This is a genomic window from Nocardioides nanhaiensis (assembly GCF_039542785.1).
Lineage (GTDB): Bacteria > Actinomycetota > Actinomycetes > Propionibacteriales > Nocardioidaceae > Nocardioides > Nocardioides nanhaiensis.
This window is the reverse complement of record NZ_BAABIM010000001.1, coordinates 319716-342816: the sequence shown is the minus strand read 5'-3', so window position 1 is coordinate 342816 and position 23101 is coordinate 319716. Positions and strand designations below refer to the sequence as shown.

General features: G+C 74.0%; 23 protein-coding genes. 12 read left to right on the top strand and 11 right to left on the bottom strand.

The window, feature by feature from the left end; genetic code table 11:
- Positions 1–50 precede the first annotated feature (50 nt).
- Together ABD948_RS01615 and ABD948_RS01610 are read left to right on the top strand one after the other, a co-directional pair.
- Positions 51–3176 carry a heterodisulfide reductase-related iron-sulfur binding cluster gene (locus ABD948_RS01615; RefSeq protein WP_345262298.1) on the top strand — a complete coding sequence of 1042 codons (3126 nt, stop codon included), beginning with the start codon at positions 51–53 and terminating at the stop codon, positions 3174–3176.
- Positions 3177–3274: 98 nt separating this feature from the next.
- The gene (locus ABD948_RS01610) at positions 3275–4195 is read left to right on the top strand and encodes a PASTA domain-containing protein (protein ID WP_345262297.1); all 921 of its coding nucleotides are present in this window, start codon (positions 3275–3277) and stop codon (positions 4193–4195) included.
- Positions 4196–4213: 18 nt separating this feature from the next.
- On the opposite strand, the gene ABD948_RS01605 is transcribed toward ABD948_RS01610, so the two are convergent.
- From ABD948_RS01605 to ABD948_RS01580, 6 genes are all read right to left on the bottom strand, one after another.
- A complete protein-coding gene (locus ABD948_RS01605) occupies positions 4214–4879 on the bottom strand; it encodes a response regulator transcription factor (RefSeq protein ID WP_345262296.1) in 666 nt (221 codons plus the stop codon).
- A 7-nt stretch (positions 4880–4886) separates the two neighbouring features.
- Positions 4887–5975, bottom strand: coding sequence for a sensor histidine kinase (locus ABD948_RS01600; RefSeq protein ID WP_345262295.1), 1089 nt, complete (start codon positions 5973–5975; stop codon positions 4887–4889).
- An 11-nt stretch (positions 5976–5986) separates the two neighbouring features.
- Positions 5987–6778 carry an ABC transporter permease gene (locus tag ABD948_RS01595; RefSeq protein WP_345262294.1) on the bottom strand — a complete coding sequence of 264 codons (792 nt, stop codon included), beginning with the start codon at positions 6776–6778 and terminating at the stop codon, positions 5987–5989.
- On the bottom strand, positions 6778–7746 hold the full coding sequence (locus ABD948_RS01590) for an ABC transporter ATP-binding protein (RefSeq protein ID WP_345262293.1): 969 nt from the start codon (positions 7744–7746) through the stop codon (positions 6778–6780). The genes ABD948_RS01595 and ABD948_RS01590 overlap by 1 nt, the downstream gene beginning before the upstream one ends.
- A 77-nt stretch (positions 7747–7823) precedes the next feature.
- Positions 7824–8087 carry a hypothetical protein gene (locus ABD948_RS01585; protein ID WP_345262292.1) on the bottom strand — a complete coding sequence of 88 codons (264 nt, stop codon included), beginning with the start codon at positions 8085–8087 and terminating at the stop codon, positions 7824–7826.
- A 26-nt stretch (positions 8088–8113) separates the two neighbouring features.
- Positions 8114–9847 (bottom strand): sodium:solute symporter family protein, encoded by a 1734-nt coding sequence (locus ABD948_RS01580; protein ID WP_425576543.1) that lies wholly within the window; start codon positions 9845–9847, stop codon positions 8114–8116.
- A gap of 153 nt (positions 9848–10000) precedes the next feature.
- Between ABD948_RS01580 and ABD948_RS01575 the strand changes: the two genes are divergently transcribed.
- The 9 genes from ABD948_RS01575 (at position 10001) to ABD948_RS01535 (ending at position 16214) form a co-directional block, all read left to right on the top strand.
- Positions 10001–10564 (top strand): pilus assembly protein HicB, encoded by a 564-nt coding sequence (locus ABD948_RS01575; protein ID WP_345262290.1) that lies wholly within the window; start codon positions 10001–10003, stop codon positions 10562–10564.
- 79 nt (positions 10565–10643) lie between these two features.
- A complete protein-coding gene (locus ABD948_RS01570; protein WP_345262289.1) occupies positions 10644–11474 on the top strand; it encodes a DUF4097 family beta strand repeat-containing protein in 831 nt (276 codons plus the stop codon).
- Between the two features lie 10 nt (positions 11475–11484).
- The gene (locus ABD948_RS01565) at positions 11485–11643 is read left to right on the top strand and encodes a hypothetical protein (RefSeq protein WP_345262288.1); all 159 of its coding nucleotides are present in this window, start codon (positions 11485–11487) and stop codon (positions 11641–11643) included.
- Positions 11644–11676: 33 nt separating this feature from the next.
- Positions 11677–12084, top strand: coding sequence for a YkvA family protein (locus ABD948_RS01560; RefSeq protein WP_345262287.1), 408 nt, complete (start codon positions 11677–11679; stop codon positions 12082–12084).
- A 61-nt stretch (positions 12085–12145) separates the two neighbouring features.
- Positions 12146–14050, top strand: coding sequence for a CocE/NonD family hydrolase (locus tag ABD948_RS01555; protein WP_345262286.1), 1905 nt, complete (start codon positions 12146–12148; stop codon positions 14048–14050).
- A gap of 10 nt (positions 14051–14060) precedes the next feature.
- Positions 14061–14474, top strand: a complete 414-nt coding sequence (locus tag ABD948_RS01550; protein WP_345262285.1) for an SRPBCC family protein — start codon at positions 14061–14063, stop codon at positions 14472–14474.
- A 19-nt stretch (positions 14475–14493) separates the two neighbouring features.
- Positions 14494–14937, top strand: a complete 444-nt coding sequence (locus tag ABD948_RS01545) for a VOC family protein (RefSeq protein ID WP_345262284.1) — start codon at positions 14494–14496, stop codon at positions 14935–14937.
- Between the two features lie 183 nt (positions 14938–15120).
- Positions 15121–15801, top strand: a complete 681-nt coding sequence (locus tag ABD948_RS01540; RefSeq protein ID WP_345262283.1) for a hypothetical protein — start codon at positions 15121–15123, stop codon at positions 15799–15801.
- On the top strand, positions 15798–16214 hold the full coding sequence (locus ABD948_RS01535; RefSeq protein WP_345262282.1) for a hypothetical protein: 417 nt from the start codon (positions 15798–15800) through the stop codon (positions 16212–16214). The genes ABD948_RS01540 and ABD948_RS01535 overlap by 4 nt, the downstream gene beginning before the upstream one ends.
- Positions 16215–16376: 162 nt before the next feature.
- On the opposite strand, the gene ABD948_RS01530 is transcribed toward ABD948_RS01535, so the two are convergent.
- The 5 genes from ABD948_RS01530 to ABD948_RS01510 form a co-directional block, all read right to left on the bottom strand.
- Positions 16377–16892 (bottom strand): hypothetical protein, encoded by a 516-nt coding sequence (locus ABD948_RS01530; RefSeq protein WP_345262281.1) that lies wholly within the window; start codon positions 16890–16892, stop codon positions 16377–16379.
- 4 nt (positions 16893–16896) lie between these two features.
- Positions 16897–17820, bottom strand: a complete 924-nt coding sequence (locus tag ABD948_RS01525; protein ID WP_345262280.1) for an NAD-dependent epimerase/dehydratase family protein — start codon at positions 17818–17820, stop codon at positions 16897–16899.
- Positions 17821–17849: 29 nt separating this feature from the next.
- A complete protein-coding gene (locus ABD948_RS01520) occupies positions 17850–18974 on the bottom strand; it encodes a glycosyltransferase (protein WP_345262279.1) in 1125 nt (374 codons plus the stop codon).
- Positions 18971–20425: a YveK family protein gene (locus tag ABD948_RS01515; protein ID WP_345262278.1), complete on the bottom strand. Its 1455-nt coding sequence runs from the start codon at positions 20423–20425 to the stop codon at positions 18971–18973. Before ABD948_RS01515 ends, ABD948_RS01520 begins: the two co-directional genes overlap by 4 nt.
- Before the next feature lie 75 nt (positions 20426–20500).
- Entirely contained in the window at positions 20501–21727 is a 1227-nt protein-coding gene (locus ABD948_RS01510) for a glycoside hydrolase 5 family protein (RefSeq protein ID WP_345262277.1), read from the bottom strand.
- A 169-nt stretch (positions 21728–21896) separates the two neighbouring features.
- On the opposite strand from ABD948_RS01510, the gene ABD948_RS01505 reads away from it, so the two are divergent.
- Positions 21897–23090 carry a phosphotransferase gene (locus ABD948_RS01505; RefSeq protein WP_345262276.1) on the top strand — a complete coding sequence of 398 codons (1194 nt, stop codon included), beginning with the start codon at positions 21897–21899 and terminating at the stop codon, positions 23088–23090.
- Positions 23091–23101: the final 11 nt, after the last annotated feature.

Here is a 23101-nt window from a genome sequence, read left to right as displayed (position 1 = left end):
AGCCTGCAGATGCCCGCGCCCGGCGGGCCGAGAACGTGTGGGAGTGCCTCGTGCATCATGACCTCGCCCTCTGGGTGCGACTCGTCGCCCTCGTGATGGCCATCGCCGGCCTCGCGATCGCCGGCAAGCGGATCGTGTTCCTGACCCGCCTCATCACCGCCGGCCAGCCGGCGCCCGACCGGATCAAGGGGGTCACCGGCCGCCTGGGCCTGGCGCTCAAGACCCAGCTGGTCGAGGTCGTGGGCCAGAAGAAGCTGCTCAAGTGGTCGGTGCCCGGCGCCGCCCACGCGTCGGTGTTCTACGCCTTCGTCATCCTCGGCACGGTCTACGTCGAGGCGTTCGGCATCCTGATCTCCGGCAACGCCGCCTGGCACATCCCGCTCGTCGGCGAGTGGGCCGTGCTCGGCTTCGCCCAGGACGCCATCGCGCTGCTGGCCCTGGTCGGCATCGTCGCCTTCTGGCGGATCCGGATGAAGAACTCCCCGGCCAAGCTGGGCCGCGACTCGCGCTTCTTCAAGTCCAAGCTCTTCGGCGCCTACCTGGTGCTGTTCCTGATCTTCACCGTCATCTGGACGATGTTCCTGTTCCGCGGCGCCGCCTCCGCGCTGGGCAACCTGCCCTACGAGTCCGGTGCCTTCGCCTCCATCGGCGTCGGCAACCTGTTGGACGGCCTGAGCGAGGGCGCGCTCGAGACCCTCGAGGGCATCGGCCTGCTGCTGCACATCGGTGTCATGTTCGTCTTCCTCATCGAGGTCGTGAACTCCAAGCACCTGCACGTGTTCATCGCCCCGGTCAACGTGCTCTTCGGGCGCCGCCCCAAGGCCCTGGGCGCCGTCAAGCCGCTGATGAACGCCGGCAAGCCGGTCACCCTCGACGACGTCGACGACCTCGACGAGGACTCCAAGCTCGGCGTCGGCGCGGTCGAGGACTTCAGCTGGAAGGGCACCCTGGACTTCGCGACCTGCACCGAGTGCGGCCGCTGCCAGAGCCAGTGCCCGGCGTGGAACACCGAGAAGCCGCTCTCGCCCAAGCTGCTGATCATGGCGCTGCGCGACGCCTCCTACGCCAAGGGCCCGCACACCATCGCCCCCGAGGGCAAGCGCGAGGCGCTGCTCGAGGGCAACGACACCCTGGTCAAGGAGGTCGAGCGGCCGCTGGTCGGCGACACGGCCGACGACTGGTTCTACATGCCCGAGAACGGCGCCGGCGTCATCGACCCCGACGTGCTCTGGTCCTGCGTCACCTGCGGCGCCTGCGTGGAGCAGTGCCCCGTCGACATCGAGCACGTCGACCACATCGTCGACATGCGCCGCTACCAGGTGCTGGTGGAGAACAACTTCCCCGCCGAGCTCAACGGCCTGTTCAAGGGGATGGAGAGCCGCGGCAACCCGTGGAACCTCTCCCCCAACGGCCGCCTGGACTGGGCCAAGGACCTCGACGTCGAGGTCAAGGTCGTGGGCGACACCATCGAGTCGCTCGACGAGGTCGAGTGGCTGTTCTGGGTCGGCTGCGCCGGCGCCTACGAGGACCGCGCCAAGAAGACCACCCGCGCCGTCGCCGAGCTGCTCGACATGGCCGGCGTCACCTTCGGCGTGCTCGGCACCGGCGAGACCTGCACCGGTGACTCCGCCCGCCGCGCGGGCAACGAGTTCCTCTTCCAGGGCCTGGCCCAGCAGAACGTCGAGACGTTCAAGGAGTACAAGGTCAAGAAGGTCGTCTCGACCTGCGCCCACTGCTTCAACACGCTCAAGAACGAGTACTCGGAGTTCGGCATCGAGCTCGACGTCGTGCACCACACCCAGCTGCTCAACCGGCTGGTGCGCGAGGGCAAGCTGACGCCGGTCGCCGAGGGCGCGGGCGCCCACAAGCGCTCGATCACCTACCACGACCCCTGCTACATCGGCCGCCACAACGGCGTCTACTCGCCGCCGCGCGAGCTGCTGCAGGTGCTGCCCGGCGCCTCATACGTGGAGATGGAGCGCAACTCCGAGCGGTCCTTCTGCTGCGGCGCCGGCGGCGCGCGCATGTGGATGGAGGAGACGATCGGCCAGCGGATCAACAACAACCGCACCGAGGAGGCCGTCGGCACCGGCGCCGACCAGATCGCCGTCGGCTGCCCGTTCTGCCGCGTCATGCTCGACGACGGCCTGACCGCCAAGCAGAGCAACGGCGAGGCCCGCGAGGAGGTCGAGGTCCTCGACGTCGCGCAGATGCTGCTGGCCTCGGTCAAGGGCACGCAGGCCACCAAGCTGCTGCCCGGTGAGGGCGCCACCCGCACGGCCACCCCCGCCCCGGCCGCCAAGGCTCGCGACGACGAGCCCGGCGGCGAGGGCGACCCGGCTCCGGCCGACACCACGGTCAAGGAGGCCGACCAGGTCGGTCCCGCGGCCAAGGCCTCGGGCGGCGCGGGCTCCTCGCTCTTCGAGGACCCCTCGGCCGCCGCGGCGGACGCTCCGGCCACCGAGCCTGCGCAGAAGCCGGCCTCCTCCTCGGGCGGCTCGCTGTTCGACACCCCCGCGGAGAAGCCTGCCGAGAAGCCCGCTGCCTCGGGCGGCTCGCTGTTCGACACCCCCGCCGACAAGCCGGCCGACAAGCCCGCCTCGGGTGGCTCTCTGTTCGACACCCCCGCCGACAAGCCGGCCGAGAAGGCGGAGACGCCTGCCGAGAAGCCGGTTGCCTCGGGCGGGTCGCTGTTCGACATCGGCGGTGGCGAGGAGAAGGCCGAGCAGCCGGCCAAGGCCGAGAAGCCCGCTGAGAAGCCGGCGCCGAAGGCCGACCCCTCTCCGGTCGCCTCCTCGAGCGGATCGCTGTTCGACATCCCGGCCAGCACCCCGGAGCCCGAGGCGAAGGCCGAGGCCCCGGCTGCCCCGGTCGAGGAGCCGAAGACCGAGGCGGCACCGACGCCGGAGCCCGAGGCGAAGGCCGAGACCCCGGCGCCGTCGTCCTCGATCGGCAGCGGCTCGCTGTTCGACATCGCCGCCCCGGCGGTGGCCGAGCCCGCGGCAGCCGAGCCCGCGGCTCAGCCCGAGCCCGACGCTCAGCCCGAGCCCGAGGCGGAGGAGGCCCCCGAGCCGGAGCCGGAGAAGAAGCCCGCACCGCCGTCGTCGAACGGGGGCGGCCACCAGCCGCGCACCGACGCCGACATCAGTGGCAGCAGCTCGCTCTTCGACCTCTAGGCGAGCGCCACAGCACACCAGCACCAGCACCACCCCAGACGGCCCGCCGGCCTCGTGCCGGCGGGCCGTCTGCGTGCGTGCTCGTACTGTGGTGGCCGGTGGACGTGCACGAGTACCGGACGGCGCGGTGGACGCGGCTGGTCGAGCGCGCCCGCGAGCTCGGCTGCGAGGAGGAGCAGGCCGAGAGCGTCGTCGAGGAGGTGCTCGCGGCGCAGCGGCGTCGCATCGCCCGCGCCGAGGACCCCGACCCGCTCGTGCACGCGGCGCTGGAGCAGCGCCTGGCTCCCCCTGTGCCGCCGCGCCGCCCGTTGCCCCCGGCGGCCCGGAGGGCGGTCGTCGGTGTCGCCGGTGGCCTCGTGGTCGCGCTCCTGGCCACCGCGGTGGTGGTGTGGCTGCGGCCCGAGCCCCCGGAGCAGGTGCGACTGCCCTCCCTGTTCGGCCTCGACGCCGACGACGCGGAACAGGTGCTCGAGCGGGCCGGTCTGAGCAGCGACGTGACGCGTCGGCCCGCCTGCGAGCCCGACGGCCTGGTCCTCGACACCGAGCCCGCCGCCGGTCGATCCGTGCCGGCCGGGACGCGCGTGGAGGTGCTGGCCGCGCTGACCCAGGAGACCACCTCGTGCGCCGCCCGGCTCGTCGCCCGCCGGGAGGCCTGGCGGTTCGTGGGCTTCGCGCGGGGCGGCCCGGCGCCGCCGTTCGCGCGGACCGTGACGCTGGTCGTCGACGGGTCCGCGCCCAGCACCCTGAGCGGTGAGGCGGCCGGCGACCCGGAGCGCTGGGCAGGACTGCTCGACCTGCTGGTCGCGGCGGGAGCGGACGGTCCTCCACGACTCGGCGTGGAGGTGGCACCGGCGCCACCCCGCACGTGCGGCCTGTCCCGGCCGGCCAGCATCACGACCCGCCCGGCGCTGCGACTGGTCGCGGGCACGATCCCGGGCAGGACCTCGTGCCCGCTCACCCTGGACCTCTACCGCAGCTCCACGGGCATCGACAGCGTCGTGGCCTACACGGGCAGGTGAGCTCAGCCAGGCTCCCGCTCAGGCACCGCCGCGCGGCCGGACCAGGCCGTGGTCGAAGGCGACGACGACCGCGGCAGCCCGGTCGCGCAGCCCCAGCTTGGCGAACACGTGACCCACGTGGGTCTTCACCGTGCCCTCGCCCAGGACCAGCCGCTCGGCGATCTCGGCGTTGGAGAGTCCCGCACCCACGAGCGCCAGCACCTCGCGCTCCCGCGGCGTGAGCACCTCCAGCTCGGCGCCGGAGCGCGCAGGAGCCGCACCCTCCCGGTAGGCGTGCAAGACGCGCCCGGTCACCGCGGGGTCGAGCCACGAGTCACCGTCGGCGACGGCCCGCACCGCCCGCTGCAGGTCCAGGGCCGGCACGCCCTTGAGCAGGAAGCCCGCGGCGCCGGCGCGCAGAGCACCGGCCAGCACCTCCTCGTCCTCGAAGGTGGTGAGCACCAGGACCGGTGGCGCGTCCGGCTGGTCGCGCAGGGCTCGGGTGGCGGCGACGCCGTCGACGCCGGGCATCCGCACGTCCATGACCACGACGTCGGGCCGCAGCTCGCGGCAGGCAGCCACCACCCCCGCGCCGTCGTCGAGCTCGCCGACGATCTCGAAGCCGTCGCGGGCGCGCAGGATGCCGCGCAGGCCGGTACGGATGAGCTCCTGGTCGTCCACCAGCAGCACGCGCACGTGACTCACCGGGGGCTCACCGGGGGATCCTCGCGTCGACGCACCAGCCCTGCGCCACCGGGCCTGCGGTCAGCAGGCCGCCGAGCGAGTCGGCGCGCTCGCGCATGCCGCGCAGCCCGGAGCCCTCGAGGGCCGGTGCCGCTGCGGCGCCGGAGCTGAGCACCTCCAGGGTCACCTCGCTCCCGATCACCTCGACCCGTGCCTGCACCGGCTCGCCGGGGGCGTGGCGGGTCGCGTTGGTGAGCGCCTCCTGCAGGATCCGGTAGACGGCCAGACCGCGAGCCTGTCCCGCCGCGGCGAGATCACCGCTCACATGCAGCTCGACCCTCGCCCCGGCCCGCCGGAACGACTCCACCAGTGCCGGGAGGTCACGGGCGTCGGGGAGGGGCGCCGTGTCGCCGTCGGCGCGCATCAGCCCGACGGTGGCACGCACCTCCTCCAGGCTGTGCCGGGTCAGCCGCTCGGCCTCGGCGAGCCGCTCCCGGGCGTCGGCGGGGTCGTCGTCGTCCACGGCCAGCCGCGCGCCCTCGATGTGGAGCAGCGAGACGGTGAGGGCGTGCCCGATCACGTCGTGCACCTCGCCGGCGATGCGGTGCCGCTCCTCGGCCCGGCTGCGCTCGGCCAGCTCGGCCTGGGCCGCCGTCAGCCGCTCGTTGGTGACCCGCAGCCGCCGCGCGAACGTGCAGGCCACCGAGGTGAAGGTGGTGCCCACGATCCAGGCGAACCAGCCGGACTCCCCGCGGTCGAGCGCCAGCTGGGTCACCAGGACGGCGACGAGTCCCCCCCAGGCGGCGCCGGCCAGCCGCGGACCGGTCACCAGCGCCGTCCACGCCGCCAGCACGCACGACGTCATCCACACCAGATTGGCGGACTGGTCGTGCCCCAGCACGGCGGTGGCGACGACCGGGACCGCGAGCCCCGCCAGCAGGCGCCAGTCCTGAGGTCCCCGCCAGGCCAGCAGCGCGCCCACCGCCACGGCCAGCACGGCCGCGGGCAGGGCCACCTCAAGGGGGCGGCGGGTCATCACGATCCCGAGCACCATGAACAGCGCCAGGGCCGCGGATGCCCCCACCCGCGCCCACCGCTCGATGCTCCAGGACCTCACGGGGAGCAGTCTCACAGGGCGGTGCGTCGTGCGGCCAGGGCTGTCGCCCCGACGGCGAGCACCGTGACGACCAGCAGCTGACCACCGGCGTCGCCGATGCCCAGCCACGGCTCACGGATCGCCTGATTGACCAGGGTCAGGGGCAGCACGTCGGCGATCTCCCGCAGCGCCGGCGCCATCACCGCGGGCGGCGGGCCACCGACGCCGAGCAGGAAGGAGGGGAAGAACAGGAGCAGGCCCACCGCCTGGGCTGCTCGTGCCGAGGGCAGCAGGGTCCCGAGCAGCACCCCCAGGCTGATGAAGGCCACCGAGCCGATCACCATGCCTGACACCACCCGCACCGGCTGCTCGATCGTGGGGATGCCGTAGACGGGAGCCGCGACGGCGAGCAGCAGGGCGCCGGCCACCAGCACCGCCGTCAGGCCGATCACCATCTCGGCGAGCGCGAACGACCACCGCGGGAACCCGGAGGCGGCGAAGCGGCGCAGCACACCGCGCTCGCGGTAGGTCGCGATGTGCACCGGCAGCATGATCAGGCCGGTCGCGCCGATCACCACCGTGAAGTACGAGGCCACGTACCAGTGGGAGGGGTTGACCGGGAAGACGTCGTCGGCCTCGGTGCCGAAAGACCCACCGATGATCAGCATCGAGACGATCGGGAACACGAGCACGAACGTCAGCGTGAGGGGGTCGCGGGTCAGCAGGCGCAGCTCGGTGGCGACGAGCCGCAGCGTGGCCGGGCGCACCGTGCGCCGCGGGGTCTCGGTCCCCGTCGTGGGTGGCAGCGTGTCCAGGGTGGTCATCAGGCGGCGTCCTTCACAGTGGTCGGGGTGTCGAGCAGGGTCAGCAGCGCGTCCTCGAGGCTCGGCACGTGCACGCGCAGGTCGGGTGGCACCGGGCGGCCGGTGGTCAGGAGCCAGGCGCCCACGTGCGCGATCACTGCTCTCCCACCGCGGACGACGAGCTGGTCGCCCTCACGGGTCACGCCGGTCACGCCGGGCAGTCCGTTCAGCTGCTGCAGGGCCGCCGCGCGCTCGGCGTCGCTGCGCGCCTGCTCGGTGAAGGCAACGACGACGCCGCCGCCGTGCCGGGCCACCAGCTCGTGCGGGGTGCCCTGGTCGAGCACCCTGCCGTCACCCATGGCCACCACCCGCTCGCACAGGGCGGCGGCCTCGGCCAGCTCGTGGGTCACCAGCAGCACCGTGGTGCCGCCGTCGCGCAGCTGGGCCACCGCCTCCCAGACGTCGCGACGGGCGGCCGGGTCCAGGCCCTGGGTCAGCTCGTCGAGCACCACCAGGCGGGGGCGGTTGAGCAGCGCCAGCACCAGGAAGAGCCGTTGGCGCTCGCCGCCGCTCATGCCGGCGAAGGGGTAGCGACGCCGGTGCGCCAGCCCGAACTGCTCCAGCAGCCGGTCGGCGTCCGTGGCGCGCGGCCCGGCGAAGAGCCGGACCGCCTCGCCCACGCGGAGCCGGTCCGGCAGGCCGGAGCTCTGCAGCTGGCTGCCCACCAGCTGCCGCAGCCGGTCGGCGTCCCGGTGCGGGTCGAGGCCCAGCACCCGCGCCTCGCCGGAGTCCTGGCGGCGCAGGCCCTGCAGGATCTCGACGCTGGTGGTCTTGCCGGCGCCGTTGGCGCCGATCAGGCCGACCACCTCGCCGGCGTGCACCTCGAGGTCGAGGTGGTCGACGACGCGGCGGCCGCCGTAGCTCTTGGTCAGTCCGCGCACGGCGATGACGGGCTCGTCGTGGGGGTCGGTGTCCGGTCTCGGGTTCATGCCCCCATCACACGCTGCCGGCACCCACCTCCACATCGGCCTGCGGGCAGAAACCGGTCTCTACCCGGGGGGAGACCTCAGACGTCGTCGGGCACCACGACGGGGCGCAGCCGGGCCCAGAGCACGAAGGCCACGCCGAAGACGAGCAGACCCAGGCCTGCCCACAGGTTGGCGTTGACGCCCCCGGTCTTGTCGGTCTCGGGGTCGCCGAGCAGGCCCATCAGCCCTAGGATCACGCCGTACAGGCCGATCAGGCCGCCGATGATGTTGCGGATGTCGAAGGCTCCGGCGGTGTGGTGGCCGGGGCGGTCGACGTCGGAGGTCTCGGTGGGCTCGCTCACGGGTGGCTCCTGTCGGGGGTCGGGCATCAGAAGGCGAAGTTCAGGATGGTCACGAGCACCAGTGCGACGCCGGCCAGCGGCAGGGTGCGGCGGTACCAGGGGTAGGAGGCCTCGTCGGCGTCCACGAGGTCCTCCTTGGGCGTCTCGGACCACACCAGCCCGCGCAGCTCGCTGGCGGGCTTGGGCTTGGTCACCAACGAGACCACGATGCTCAGCACGATGTCGACGACGAACGCGGCGCCGGCGGCCACGAAGGCGGCGCCCTGGCCGCCCAGGGGGATGACGCCGAGGCTGAGCGACCCGAACGCGTCCTCGCTGAGGAACGCGACGGCGATCGCGGCCAGCGTGCCCGAGACCAGTCCGACCCAGCCGGCGGTCGGCGTCATCCGCTTCCAGAACATGCCGAGGATGAAGGTGGCGAAGAGCGGCGCGTTGAAGAAGCCGAACAGGGTCTGCAGGTAGCTCATGATGTTGCTGAAGTTGGTGGCCAGGTAGGCGGTGCCCACCGCGACCACCGTGGCGCCGACCGTGGCGACCCGGCCGACCTTGAGGTAGTAGCCGTCCTCGCGGTCCTTGACGCCGTAGCGCTCCCACAGGTCGTAGCTGAAGACGGTGTTGAACGCCGAGATGTTGGCGGCCATGCCGGCCATGAACGCCGCGAGGAGACCGGCGATCGCCACGCCCAGCAGGCCGTTGGGCAGCAGGTCGCGCATCAGGTAGAGCAGCGCGTCGTTGTACTGCACCGTGCCCTCGGCGCCGCCGGAGACCTGCTCGCCGGCCTTGACGTCGGCGATCTCGGTGACCAGCACCGCGGCGATCATGCCCGGGACGATCGTGATGAACGGGACGAACATCTTCGGGAACGCACCGATGATGGGCGTGCGTCGCGCCGCCGAGATGGAGTCGGAGGCCATCGCGCGCTGGACCTCGACGAAGTTGGTGGTCCAGTAGCCGAAGGAGAGCACGAAGCCGAGGCCGAACACGATGCCGACGACCGAGAGGATGTCGTTGCTGAAGCCGGAGAGGGCGTTGCCCGGCCAGGAGTTGAGCTGCTCGGCGGCACTGGGGCCGTCGGGGTTGGCCACGGCCGCCTCGGCGATCCGGTCCTTCAGGCCGCTCCACCCGCCCACCCGGTTCAGGCCGATCAGGGTCAGCGGCAGCAGCGAGGCCACGATCACGAAGAACTGCAGCACCTCGTTGTAGATCGCGGCCGAGAGCCCGCCGAGGGTGATGTAGGAGAGCACGACGACGGCGGCGACCAGCAGGGCGACGATCAGCGGCCACCCCAGCATCGCCTGGATGATCGTGCCGAGCAGGTAGAGGTTGATGCCGGCGATCAGCAGCTGGGCCACGGCGAAGCTGATCGCGTTGACCAGGTGGGCGCCCGTGCCGAAGCGCCGCAGCATGAACTCGGGGACCGAGCGCACCTTCGAGCCGTAGTAGAACGGCATCATCACCACGCCGAGGAAGAGCATGGCGGGGATGGCGCCGACCCAGAAGTAGTGCACGGTCGGCAGGCCGAACTCCGCACCCGAGGCCGACATGCCCATGATCTCGACGGCGCCCAGGTTGGCCGAGACGAACGCCAGGCCGGTCACCCACGCGGGCAGTGCCCGCCCGGAGAGGAAGAAGTCCACCGAGTCGGAGACCTGGCGGCGGGCCACGAGCCCGATGCCCAGCACGACGGCGAAGTACAGACCGACGATCAGGTAGTCGACGGCGCCGGCGTCGATGAGTGTGTCGGAGGCGAGCGGAAGCACGAGCGGGGTCACGAGGGACCCGGTGCCCCGTGGAGACCGTTGTCATGATCAACGGCTCCCGTCGCGATGTCGGAACCACCCTGACGTCATGCTGACACCATGAAGACGTCAGCTACTCTTGTCGTGACGCCACGATGATGTCATAGTGGCGTCATGGAGCTGACCCCGTACGTCGAGAGCCTGCGCCGGGACCTCGCCGCAGCCGCCGAGGGAGCCGGACCCGAGCTGCGGCAGGCCGCCGAGCGGCTGGCGTTCGCCCTCGACCCCGCGGCCCGCCTCGCGCTCATGGAGGCCATCAGCCAGGCGGCCGCCGAGATCACCGCCGAGATGCCGGCCGGTGGCGTCGACGTGCGGCTCGACGGACGCGAGCTGGCCTTCGTCGTCGAGGCAGCACCGCTGCCCGTCCCGCCGGTGCCGTCGGCACCCCCCGTCCCGCCCTCCCCGCCCGAGCCCGAGGAGGAGGGCGGGCTGGCCCGCGTCACGCTGCGCCTGCCCGAGGGCGTCAAGGCGCGCGCCGAGGACGCCGCCGCGGAGGCCGGGCAGAGCCTCAACACCTGGCTGGTCGGCGCCGTGCGCGCCGCCACGCGCGGCCCGGGCGACGACGTCGTCCGCGTCGACGTCGACCTCTCCAGCCTGCCGTTCGGTGGCGCCGCCGACAGCCGCGCCACCCCCGACCCGTTCCGGCGCGGGAGCCGCCGGATGACCGGCTGGGTCTAGCCACCTACCCGACGCCGCACCACCGACCACGGGACGCCGACCGGCGCTCCCGCCGACCAGCACACCCTCAGGAGCCCCCATGCCGGACCTCGAGCACGTCGTCGACACGCCACAGCCCGTCCACCTCTACGTGGAGGTGCCTGCCGGCTCGGTGCGCGTCCACCTCACCGACACCACCACCTCCCGCGTGGAGCTGAGCGGCCGCGACGCCGAGCAGGTGAGCGTCACCCTCGAGGGCGACGACCTCGCCGTCGTCGCCCCCAAGCACGCCAGCCGCCTGCTGGGCCGCCAGCACGAGGTGGACGTCGTCGTCACCGTGCCGGAAGCCAGCGACGTGGCCGGGCGCACCGGCAGCGGCGACATCACCGTGACCGGGGAGGCCGGCCGGGTCGCGCTGCGCAGCGGCTCGGGCGACGTGCTGGTGGAGGTCGTGGGGGGCGAGGGCCGCGTGGAGACGGGCTCCGGCGCCGTGCGCGTGGGCCAGGTCCGCGACGAGCTGGCGGTCAAGTGCGGCTCCGGCGACGTGGTGCTCGACCTGGTGGAGGCCGCCACCGTGGTCTCCACCGGCTCCGGTGACGTCGTCGTCGCGCGCGCCGCGGCGACGGTGGCCGTGAAGACCGGCTCCGGCGACATCCGGGTGGTCGACGCGCTCGACGACGTGCGGACCACCACCGGCAGCGGCGACCTCGAGCTGGTGACCGTCCACCGCGGCCGGGTCGGCGCCAAGACGGCCTCCGGCGACGTGCGCGTCGGTGTCGTGGCCGGGGTGCCGGTGTTCACCGACATCCAGACGGTCTCAGGCCGGATCAGCTCGGGCCTGCAGGGCGGCGGCCGCCCCACCGAGGGCCAGGACCACGTCGAGCTGCGCGCGACGACCGTGAGCGGCGACGTCGTGCTCACCGAGCGCTGAGGAGCCGGCGATGAACGAGCACCTGATGACCACCCTGGCCCTGGCCGAGAGCCGCGAGCGGTTGGCCCGCGCCGCCGACCGGCACCGGCGCCCCGGACCTCCGCGCCACGCCGCGCGGCACGACCTGGCGCGCCGGCTGCGGAGCGTGGCCGACCGCCTGGACGGCTGACCCGCACCACCCGCCAGCGGTCATCATGGTCCGGTGCAGGCCTGGCTGACGACGATCGCGGTGGCACTGGCCGTGTGGGCGCTGCTCTGTGTGGTGATGGTCGTGGTGGCGCGGCGGCTACCGCCCGGCCTGCTGCGACAGGTGCTGGAGTTCCTGCCCTCGTGCGTGAGCACTGCTCGCACCCTGCGCCGCCACCCACAGGTCCCGCGCAGCGCGCGGGTGGCGATGGTGGTGGCAGTCGTGTGGGTGGTCTCGCCGATCGACCTGCTGCCCGAGTTCCTGCCCGTCATCGGGCCTCTGGACGACGTGCTGGCCGTGGTGCTGCTGCTGCGGTTCGCCGCCCGGCGGGTGCCCCCGCCCGTGCTCCGGGCTGCGTGGCCCACCGACCCGCGGCTGCTCGAGCGGGTGCTGGGCCGGCGGCCGCCCGACGCGCCGGCGTGACCTGGGACTCCCGTGGCTCGTTGCTACCGGCAGGTAACGGGAGCCACCGGGAGGAAGACCGATGCACCGCCGCGCACTGACGACAGTCCTGGCCACCACGCTGATGGCCCTCGGGCTGCTGCTGCCCGCCGTCCCGCCGGGCGCCGCCGCGCCGCCCGCGGCACCTGCTGCCGCGGCAGCGCCGGCGGCCCCGGCGGCCCCGGCGTTCAAGGGCTGGAAGCCCCGCCCGGCCACGGTCAAGGGCACCGCCACCACCCGCGACCTGCCGATCACCGTGGACGACGGCACGATCCTGCGCGGCGACCTGGTGCAGCCGGCCACCGCGGCCGGCGAGCCGCTGGCCCGTCGGGCGCCGGTGCTCGTCGTCGTCACGGCCTACAACAAGAGCGCCTCCTCGGGCATCGGCCTGACCGGCTCGGGGGCGGACTACTTCGTGCGACGCGGCTACGCCGTGCTGACCGTCGACGCCCGCGGGACCGGCGGCTCGCAGGGCACCTGGGGCGCCTTCAGCGCGCGCGAGGGCCGCGACGCCGCCGCCGTCGTGGAGTGGGCGCACCGGCAGTCGTGGAGCAACGGCCGCGTGGGCATGATGGGCCCCTCCTACCTGGGCATCACCCAGGTCTTCGCCGCGGCCCGTCGTCCGGCCGGCCTGAAGGCGATCTTCCCGCAGGTGCCCGCGGCCGACGTGTACCGCGACGTCGTCGCCTCCGGCGGTCAGGTGGACGCCGGCTTCATCCCGCTGTGGTTGGGCCTGGTCACCGGCACCGGCCTGGTGCCGCCCGCCTACGCCGTCTTCGAGCCCGCCGCCGGGTTCCAGACCCTGCTGGACAGGCTCACGACCGCCACCACCTTCACCCTCCCGCTCCTCGCGGGCGCGGTGCTGGGCAGCGACCCTGCCTTCGACGGCCCCTTCTACCGCGAGCGCTCGCCGATCAACGTGGTCGACCGGGTGCGCGTGCCCACGTTCCTGGTCGGTGGGCAGCACGACATCTTTCAGCGCGGCACCCCGCTGCTCTTCGAGCGGCTGCAGCGCCAGGGCGTCCCGACCCGGATGATCATCGGGCCGTGGGACCACCTTCAGGGCTCCTCCGGCGAGGGCCTGGCCGACGCCGGCTACGGCACCCTCGAGCAGCTGCAGCTGCGCTGGTTCGACCGCTACGTGATGGGTCGCGAGGACCCCCGCCTGCTGCGCGACATCGCCCCGGTGAGCTACTACGAGCAGGGCAGCGACCGCTGGGTCCGCACGCAGCGCTGGATCGACCGTGACCTGCGTCCCCGCACCCTGCGGCTCTCCGGCGGCGCCGTCGCCGGCCTGCGGATGGGCGTCCTGGCCACTGGCAGCACCGCCGCCGCCGGCCGGGCCGTCGTACCCCCGGTGCCGGTCAGCGGCCTGTGCACCCGCTCTGCCTCGCAGTGGACCGCCGGCCTCCTGCGCCAGGCGTGGCCGAGCAACCCGTGCCTGCGCGACAACCGGCTCAACGACGCCACCGGCGTCGTCTACCAGACCGGGCCCATTACCAAGCGCCTGCGCATCCAGGGCCCGATCAACGCCCGGCTCTTCACCTCCACCCCCACCGGTGACGGCATGCTCTCGGTCGCGCTGGCCGACGTCGCCCCGGACGGCACCGTCACCCGGCTCACCGGCGGCTGGCAGGTGATCTCGCACCGCGCCCTGGACCGCGAACGCTCCCGCTACCTGCGAGGCCGGCTCATCCAGCCCCACCACCCGTTCACCAAGGCGGCCAAGCGCCCGCTGGCCCGCGGCCAGGTGGCTCCGGTCGACGTCGAGGTGTTCCCCACCGGAGCGGTGATCAAGAAGGGCCACCGGCTGCGGATCGCCGTCCAGGCCTTCGACGTGCCGCACCTGCTGCCGACGCTCCCCGACCTGCCGAGCACCCTCGCGCCGCTCACCATCCACGCCGGCCAGCGCTATCCGTCGGTGGTCACGCTGCCCGTGCGGCCGTAGCCTGCGAGGCGTGCCCGCGCCGATCGCCTCCCGTCACGTCAGCACCGTCATCCGTCGCGCGCCGAAAGAGGTCTACGCCTACGCCGCCGACCCCGACCACCTGCCCGCCTGGGCGGCCGGCCTGGCGCAGAGCGAGGTGACCCGCCAGGGCGACACCCTGCTCGTCGACTCCCCCATGGGGCAGGTGCAGGTCCACTTCGTGCCCCGCAACGACCTCGGTGTCGTCGACCACGACGTCGTCCTGCCGAGCGGCACCGTGGTGACCAACCCGATGCGGGTCCTCGCCCACCCCGACGGCGCCGAAGTCCTGTTCACGGTGCGCCAGATCGAGCTGACCGACGACGAGTTCGAGCGCGACGTGGCCCTCGTGGCCGCCGACCTGGAGCGTCTTCGGGAGATACTCGAGTCGTCGGCTCCCGCCTGACGTCAGAGGAGGACCTGCCATGGCCGCCATCAAGCGCTTCGACCACGTCGGCATCACCGTCGAGGACCTCGACGCCGCCATCGACTTCTTCACCGATCTCGGGCTCGAGGTCGCGGGACGCCAGTTCGTGGAGGGCGAGTTCCTCGACACCGTCATCGGCATCCCCGACTCGAAGACCGAGATCGCGATGCTCCGCGCGCCGGACGGCGGCACCGCCGTCGAGCTCTCCACCTTCGTGCGCCCCGACCACCAGCCCGGGTCACCGACCGCGATGGCCACCGAGGTCGGCATCCGCAACGTGGCCTTCGAGGTCGACGACCTGGCCGGCGTTGTCGAGCGGCTCGCCGCGCAGGGCCACCCGACCGTCGGCGGCATCGGCAAGTACGAGGGCATCTGGGCGATGGCCTACGTGCGTGGGCCGAGCGGGATCATCGTCTCCCTCGCCCAGCGGCTCGACACCTGACGCCGTGGGGCGCTGAAGAGCGCCGAAGTGATGAACAAACGCGCACCTCTCGCTCGGCGCTGAGCGTGAGGACCTGGTCGGGTGGCTCCTTTGTTCATGAGTTCGGCGCAGACCCATGCCTGCAAGCCCTTCCCGACAACAACTCCGTCGCCCGAGCGGTGCCGCCCCACTAACCTCCCGTGCGTGAGTCGATCCGATGCAGCGCTGCGGCACGCGGCCGAGGTCGTCGACGTGCCGGGAGCACCGCTCACGCTTCGTCTCGACGAGGTGGGTCCTGCGGGCGGCCGGAGCGACGCGCTGCGCCTCGTGTGGTCCTACGAGGACCCCGAGTACCTGCCGGACGACCACCAGCCGCACGGTCGCCGCATCCGCGGCACGACCGAGGTCGCGTGGCGACCTGCGGCCGACGCGCGGCGCGCTGCACGTGACGCCTGGGCAGCGGCCCAGCTGGCCGCGGCACACCGGTTCAAGAACCAGGTCGATGCCGACTCGCGGCCCGGAGAGCCCTGGCTGCGCCGGTCGTGGACGACGACGGAGGCCTGGCTCGCACTGCGCGACCACCTCGCCGTCCACGGCCAGGTCGTGACCGCCAACCGCGCGAGGGGCGAGATCGCCGTCGGCAGCGCTCCCCAGGTCCTCACGTACCGCGTGGACGCCGAGGCCTGGGCGACGTACCTCAACCGGACCTACCAGCACGCACCCAGCTCCGACGGGTACATCGTCCCGACGGCCGACCGCCTCGTCGACGGACTCCCGCAGTGGGCAGCCGACGAGCTGATGGACGTCTCGGGTGGAGGGAGCGACACCATCGTCTTCACCGGCGATCGCTGGGAGTGGTCGGACGACGACGAGGAGGACCGGTGAACGCAGACGGACCCAGCGGCCCGTCCCTGCTGGAGCAGGCACGCGAGGGGCTGCAGATGTTCCTGCGCGATGCACGTGACCTTCCCGTCCCCCTGCCCCTGGACGTGACGCCCGGTGCCGACCTCGGAGAGGACCCGCGCGGTCTCTTCCTCGTCACGCCCGTCGGGTTCAGCACGATCTGCTTCGAGGACGAGGACGACGCCACCCACGCAGAGCTGCTCGCCCGCGTGGCCGACCTCGCGCACGACTGGGTCCTCGAGCAGCTCCCGGACCACGGACTGCCCAGCAACTGGCCGCCGTGTCCCCGGCACCCCCGCAACCACCCGCTCGTGATCCCCGACGAGCAGCAGGAGGTGGTGTGGGCCTGCCCCACCACCGGCGAGGTCGTCGCGCTGGTCGGACACCTGCGCTAGTGCCGCGTCTCGTAAGTTGTTGATCGGTTGGCGTTCTGAAGGCGTGCGTGCAGCGCAAGGCGCCGGCGCGCCGCCATACCGGGTTGTCTCGCAAGCGTCGGCAACGCCGCGATGTGCGTGCCATGGGGACGCGAAGCGTCCAAGAACTTTCGGGACGTGGCACTAGTGCCGCAGCCGCGAGAGCTCCTCGGCGCTGATGGGGTCGGCACCGGCGAGCGCGTCGAGGGCCCGCTGCTGCAGCCCGGCGTCCGACTCGATCACCAGGGCACCCACGGTCAGCAGCACGCCGTCGCGGCGCAGCGAGGCACTGCCCATCTCCTCGAACGAGGTGAGGAGCGTGTCGCCGTCGGAGGTGCAGGTGCCGCCGTCCGGCTGCTCGCCCTCCCCGCGGGGGCAGAGGTCGCCCTGGGGTGCCCGCTGCACGAGCAGCAAGAAGACGTGCACGTCGTCGCGTTCGTAGCGCACCTCCAGCATCCGCCGTCGCACCTGCACCGAGACGGGCTCGGCCCCCTCCAGGTCGATCCGGTAGGGCTGGAGCCCGGTGGCCTCGATGCGGCCGGCCAGCCGCTCGTCCACCGGAGCGGCGCTCTCACGCTGGGTCCACCACCACAGCGCCCCCGCCACCATCACGACGACGAGGACGAGAACGCCCCCCAGCAGCAGCCTCCGCCGACTCATCGGCTCAGCGCAGACCCTCGGCCAGCTCGGTGAGCGCGACGTCGAGGTCGACCTGCGGGGTCCACCCCCAGGCGAGCGCCCGGTCGGCGACCAGGCGGCCGCGCCACACCTCGCCGTCGGTCACCTCGGGCAGCTCGAGGTCGAGCGCCCCGGCCACCGCGCGGTGGTAGTCGGCCTGGGTGGCCGGCCGGCCGGCGGCGTTGACGACCGTGCACCCGCCGGGCACCGGGCCGAGCGAGGGATCGGTGCCGGTCGGGATCGCGCCGGTGGCGACGTCGGCGATCAGCGCGGCCAGGTCGGCCACGTGCACCCACGGCCAGGACTGCTCGGGGCGGTGGCTGCCCGAGCTCGGGTCCTCCTGCATGCCGCGCGGGCGCAGCGTGTTCCACACCGAGGTCTCGCCCTCACCCAGGATCGCGGGCGGGCGCACCAGCACCCGGGTGATCCCCTCGACCTCGGCGATCGCGGCGTCGGTGTCGCGCTTGGTGACGGCGTAGTCGTCGGCGTCGTCGGGCACCACGGCGCTGTCCTCGTCGACGTCGCCGACGCCCGGCGAGCGGTCGTAGACCGCGGCGGTCGAGACGTGCACCAACCGATCGACACCGACTGCCGCCGCCGCGCGGGCCACGGCGAGGTTGCCCTGGACGCCGACCTGCGCCTGGGTGGCGCGGTCGCTGCCCATCGGGTGCACGGTGGTGACGACGGCCTGGCAGCCCGCGAGCGCGGCCTCGACGTCGGCGGGCTCGAGCATCTCGCCCACCACCTCGGTGACGCCGGGCGCCTGGGGCGCGGTGCCCGCACGGCGCACCAGCGCCCGCACGGGCGTGCCGTGGCTGGCCAGGCGCGTGCACACCTGGGCGCCGACGAGGCCGTTGGCCCCGACGACGAGGACGGGCTGGGGGTCGGTGGCAGCTGCCGAGTCGCTCATGCCACCACCCTGGCACGCGGCACCCAGGTTCAGCCCCCGAGGACCTCGGCCACGACCTCGCGCATCCGCTCGCGGAACCGCTCCTGGGCGAAGCCCTCGGCGTGGGCGCGCACGCGGGCGGGGTCGAGGCTGTCGTCGAAGTCGCGCAGCGCCACGGCGAACGCGGCCACGTGCGCCTCGCGGGAGTCGCCGTCGGGACGGACGAGAGCACCGCTCACACCGGGCACGACCGTGTCGAGCGCGCCGCCCACACCCAGCGCGACGACGGGCGTGCCGCACGCCATCGCCTCCACGGGCACGATCCCGAAGTCCTCCTCACCGGGGAACACCAGCGCGCGGGCACGGCGCATCAGGCCCATCATCGCGGCGTCGTCGACCCGACCGAGGAACTCCACACCCGGACCGGCCACCGCCTCGCACGCCTCCCGGGAGCGACCGTCGCCCACGACCTTGAGCCGCACCCCCGCGGCGCGAGCCGCGGCCACCGCCACCTCGGGTCGCTTGTAGGGCACCAGCCGGCCGGCCAGCAGGAAGAAGTCGCCGCGCTCCGCGGCCGGCTCGGGGCCGGGCGTGAACACCTCGGTGCGCACGGGCGGGTGCACCACCACGGCGTCGCGCCCCCACCAGCGCCGCACCCGGTCGGCCACCGTGGAGGAGTTGGCCACGATCTGCGCCGGTCGTTGCGCGGCGCGTCGGTCGGCACGGCGCTGGGTTGCCGCGAAGGCCCCGAGCGCCCGCTCCCCCAGCGCGCCGCCCAGCTCGCCCGCGCGCATGCCGGGCTCCCACATCCAGCGCGCCGGGCTGTGCACGTAGCTCACGACCGGCACCCCGGCCGGCGGACGCACCCGCTGGGCGAAGGCGTGGTGCGAGGTCACCACCACGTCGGGCTCGCCCAGGCGGGCGCTGCGCATGGCCCAGGGCAGCAGCGGGAGCAGGTGGGCGTAGGAGCCGCCGCGGTAGAGCCGTTGCAGCGGGCTGGTGCGCACCCGCACGCCCTCGAGCCCCTCCGGTCGCCCGGCGGGGCTGTCGATCGGCACGAACACCTCGGCCCCCGGGAAGGCCTGGGTCAGCTGCTGCACCACCCGCTCGCTGCCGCCGAGCTCGCTGAACCGCTCGTGGACGACGACGACGCGCGGCCCGTGAGCGCGGCTCACGGGGTGCGGGCGGGCTTGCCGCCCGTGGCCGCCGGCGTCACCCGCAGGCCGCGACGGCGTCGCGACTCCAGCCGCTGGCCCTCGGTGCCGCCGCCGGTCTGCACCGTGGCCGCCACCAGACCCACCTGCAGTCCCACCAGCGCGGCGGCGTCCTCCCGCAGCTCGCGCTTGGTGGCCGAGGCGCCGTCGACGTCGAGCACCACCGCGCCGGCGGACCCCTGGCCCAGCACGGCGTACAGCTCGTCGGGCCGCTCCACCGAGGCGGCGACGACCACGCGCTCGGCGCCGGCGGAGCTCACCACCCGGGCGAGCGTGGCCGCGGGCTCGCGCGCACCGGCACCCTCGGCGGAGCCGGCGACCAGCACCCGGGCGCCGCCCAGGCGCGGGAGCCGCTCCAGGTCGCGGCGCAGCGAGCGCTCCTCGGTGGGCAGGTCGGCGAAGCCGGGCCCTGCGTCCACACCCAGCTCGCGGTGCACCGAGCCGCGCGCGCTCGCGACGTCGACCAGCAGCACGTCGTGGCCGCGGGCCGCCAGCAGCTCGGCCACCAGCAGCGCGGTGTGCGCGCTCGGCGTGGGCCCACGGTGCACGACGCTCACGCGCTCGGCGTCGGCCAGCTGCGGCAGCAGCGCCGCCAGCGCACCCACGCCGTCGTCGGGGGCCACCGCGACGGCGGGCACGCCCACGGCCTCACGCACGTCACGCGCGGGCTCGCGGGCCGAGAGCGCGCCGCGCCAGGCCCGGCGCACCACGATCGCCTCGGCCAGCAGCAGCAGCGCCACGATCCCGGCGAGCAGCCCGTCGCGCAGCGGCTGCGGGGCGACCGCGGAGGTGGGCTCCTGGGCCTCGGCCACCGTGGTGACCTGCCAGGAGGTGCGCCCGGCGCTGGAGCGCAGGGCGGCGAGCAGCGACTCGCGCTCACGGATCAGCGCCGCGCGGCCGGCGTAGTCGCTCTGGGGCAGCTGGTCGCGCTGCAGGCCGACGTCGGCGATGGCCTGGGTGAGCGCGTCGCGCTCGGCCTCGCGGTCGGCGGCCTGGTCGGCCTCCACGCGCTCGTCGACGGCGGCCACCAGCGCGTCGGCCAGCTCGACGGCGCGCGCCGGGCTGGAGTCGCGCACCTGCACGGTGACGAAGCCGGGCTGGGTGCCCTCCTCGGCGGCCACCAGGTCGACGACGTCGTCGGGGTCCTCGTCGCGGCCGAGCTCCTCGAGCGTGGCCGCCACGACGCCACGGCTGGTGACCAGGCCGATCACGGTGTCGGCGTAGAAGCTCACGCGCAGCGCGGGGTCGCTGGTGTCCTCCACCGGCGGGCGCACCTGCAGGGTGCTGGAGGCCTCGAACTCCTCGGGGGAGGTGACGCGCCACGCGAACACCGCCGCCCCCACCAGCAGGGCCACCACGAGCACCACCATGCGGCGGGCCCACACGGCGGCCAGCTGGTCGGAGAGATCCACGCCGCGAGTATCCCAGGTGGGAGGATGGCGCGCGGCCGATCGCCGATCAGCGGCCAGCCGGGATCCAGCCGGAGGTCAGCGCAGGGCGCGGCGCAACGCGGCCAGTGCCGGCTTGGCGCCGCCGTCGGCCCTCACGACGCCGAAGTTGGCCTCGGGGTCGCCCGGGCTGCTGCCGGCGTCGCGGTAGGAGTAGAGATACAGCGCGCTCACGAACGGCAGGCGCCGGGCCTCGCGCACCGCCTCCACCAGCATCCGCGACTGCAGACCGGTGCTGACCGCGCGGTCGGAGGTGCCGGTCGGCGCGCCGTACTCGGTCAGCCACACGCGGCTGCGGCTGTCGCCGGCCTGCACCATCACCTCGCGGATCTCGGGCAGCCGGGCGAAGGTGTTCCACTCCTCGTCGCCGGCGGGCAGCGCCGGGTAGGAGTAGGGGTGCACCGAGACGGCGTCGAAGAGGCCGCGCGGCAGCGGCCGCGGGAGGGCGGCGTAGAAGCGCCGCAGGAAGGTCTCGGGCGAGATCTGCGAGCCGTCACGGGCGTCGACGGCGGGCGCCAGCGAGCCCACGACCACCGCCGCGGCCGGGTCGAGCGCGGCCAGCCGGGGCGCTGCGGCGGCCACCAGCCGGGCGTACCCCTCGGGGTCCGGCGCGTCCCAGAACCGCTCCAGGTTGGGCTCGTTCCAGATCTCCCAGGCGGCGACGGTCGGGCCGTAGCGCCGGGCGGCGGCACTCACGAAATCGGCGAACCCCGCGGCGTCGGGCGTGCCCGCCGAGGAGGTGGCCCACGACGGCGCGTACCCGACGACGGCGAGCACCTGCAGCCCGGCGGCGCGGGCGGCGCCGAAGACCCGGTCGTTGGCCGACCAGTCGTAGCGACCGCGCTGCCGCTCCACGAACGCCCAGCTCAGGTCGACGCGCAGGCGCCGCATGCCCAGTGCCCGCATGGCCGCCAGGTCGCGGTGCAGCTCGGCCTCGGGCTGGTAGAGGATGTCGAAGCCCGGGCTGAAGCCGATGTCGGTGGCACCCCGCGCGGGCGCAGCCGGGGGCTGGGGCGCAGGGGCGGCGCCCGGCCACGGATAGGTGCGCGAGGTCAGCCGCGGAAGGCCCTTCAACGCCGCTCCCGGTGCCGCGCCGGTCTCGACGCCGCGGTGGTGGCCCCGCTCCCCGCCGGGCACACCGAGCACCAGCGCTCCGAGAGCGGCGACCAGCGTCGCCGCCAGCGCCAGCCGGACGGCTGCGCGCAGCGGACCGCGCCGGCCGTGGTCGGCGGCGTGCTCGCGAACGTCGTCATGAGGGTGGGTCACCCGGGCTCCCCTGCAGTCTGGTGGTCAACGGTACGTCCGACCCCCCGGCAGACAACCGTGACGATCCTCGCACCCCGCACCAGCCCTGTCGCGGTCCCTCGGGCTGGTCCGCCCGATCGGCCATCGACACACCACCCGGACGGGCCGGTCGACCACTACTCTTCTCCGCGTGACCACGGCGTCCTCGGCAGGCGAGCAGGTCGCGCCGCCGCTGGCGGTCACCTGGGTAGACCTGCTCGACGTCGCACCGGACGACGTCGTGCTGCTGGTCCCCGGCACCGGTGACGCCGAGCAGCACCTGCGCCGTCGCACCCCGCACGTGCACGTGGTGCGCGACGCCGACGCACCCCACCTCCCGCCACGCGCCGACCTGGTGTGCGTCGACGGCGTCCGGCTGCCCCCGGCGCAGCGCCGGGCGCTGCGGGACCGGCTGGTGCCCGGCGGACGCTGGGCACAGGTGGCTGACAACCGGCTCAGCCCGCTGCGGGCACTCGACGCGCTCCGGGGGCGACCGGGCGGCGACGACGCCCGCCTCCGCGCGACCCCGGTGGGACGCCGGGCGCGTGGGCTCGACCTGCGGTCGGTGCAGGTCTTCGCGCTGCTGCGCTCCACCAGCAGCCCCGTGACCGCCTGCGACCTGCGGTCCGACACCGGCACCGCACTGACGGTCGAGGCGAGCCTCACCCACGTCGGTGGACGCCGCGGGCGCGCGCTGCACGCGCTGCTGCGCCTGCCCGGCCGGGTCATGGTGGTGCTGCTGGCGATGCTCACCCCGGGGTGGCTGACGGTCGCCCACGCCCTCCCCGCGCCCGAGCCCGACCCGCGGCGCATCGTCGGCAAGGTCGCCAACCGCGACAGCGTGCAGGTCAAGCTGCTGCGCGGCGACCCGCCACGCGAGATCGAGAAGGTCTACCTCGACCCGGCACAGGGCGCGGCCGAGGCGGCGGCCCTGGCCGAGGTGGGGCGCTCCGGCTTCACCCTGGCGGCCGCCGTCCTGGCCGACGAGGGCACGCGGGTGCGCTACTCCTGGCTCGCGGGCCACCCGCTGGAGGTCGCCGCCCTCGACGACGAGCAGCTGGTCGACTGGACGGCGCGCGCGGCCGCGGTGCTCGACGACCTGCAGCAGCGCACGCGCCGCGACGACGGCTCGGTGCTGGTGCACGGCGACTTCTGGCTGGGCAACCTGCTGGTCGACGGCGACCGGCTCTGCGGGGTGCTCGACTGGACCGACGCGCACCGCGGCTCCCCGCAGACCGACCGCGAGTTCCTGCTGGCCACGCTGCTGGCCGTGCGCCCCGACGACCCGGCGCTCCACCGCCGGCTGCGCGCCGCCGTCGTCCGATCTGCCGAAGAGCCACGGTGACCCGCCCCGCC

Coding starts and splice junctions, on each gene's coding strand:
- ABD948_RS01595 (WP_345262294.1), bottom strand. CDS start 6,778: ATGACCACCCTGGACACGCTGCCACCCACGACGGGGACCGAGACCCCG.
- ABD948_RS01590 (WP_345262293.1), bottom strand. CDS start 7,746: ATGAACCCGAGACCGGACACCGACCCCCACGACGAGCCCGTCATCGCC.
- ABD948_RS01575 (WP_345262290.1), top strand. CDS start 10,001: ATGGAGCTGACCCCGTACGTCGAGAGCCTGCGCCGGGACCTCGCCGCA.
- ABD948_RS01570 (WP_345262289.1), top strand. CDS start 10,644: ATGCCGGACCTCGAGCACGTCGTCGACACGCCACAGCCCGTCCACCTC.
- ABD948_RS01565 (WP_345262288.1), top strand. CDS start 11,485: ATGAACGAGCACCTGATGACCACCCTGGCCCTGGCCGAGAGCCGCGAG.
- ABD948_RS01555 (WP_345262286.1), top strand. CDS start 12,146: ATGCACCGCCGCGCACTGACGACAGTCCTGGCCACCACGCTGATGGCC.
- ABD948_RS01545 (WP_345262284.1), top strand. CDS start 14,494: ATGGCCGCCATCAAGCGCTTCGACCACGTCGGCATCACCGTCGAGGAC.
- ABD948_RS01530 (WP_345262281.1), bottom strand. CDS start 16,892: ATGAGTCGGCGGAGGCTGCTGCTGGGGGGCGTTCTCGTCCTCGTCGTC.
- ABD948_RS01525 (WP_345262280.1), bottom strand. CDS start 17,820: ATGAGCGACTCGGCAGCTGCCACCGACCCCCAGCCCGTCCTCGTCGTC.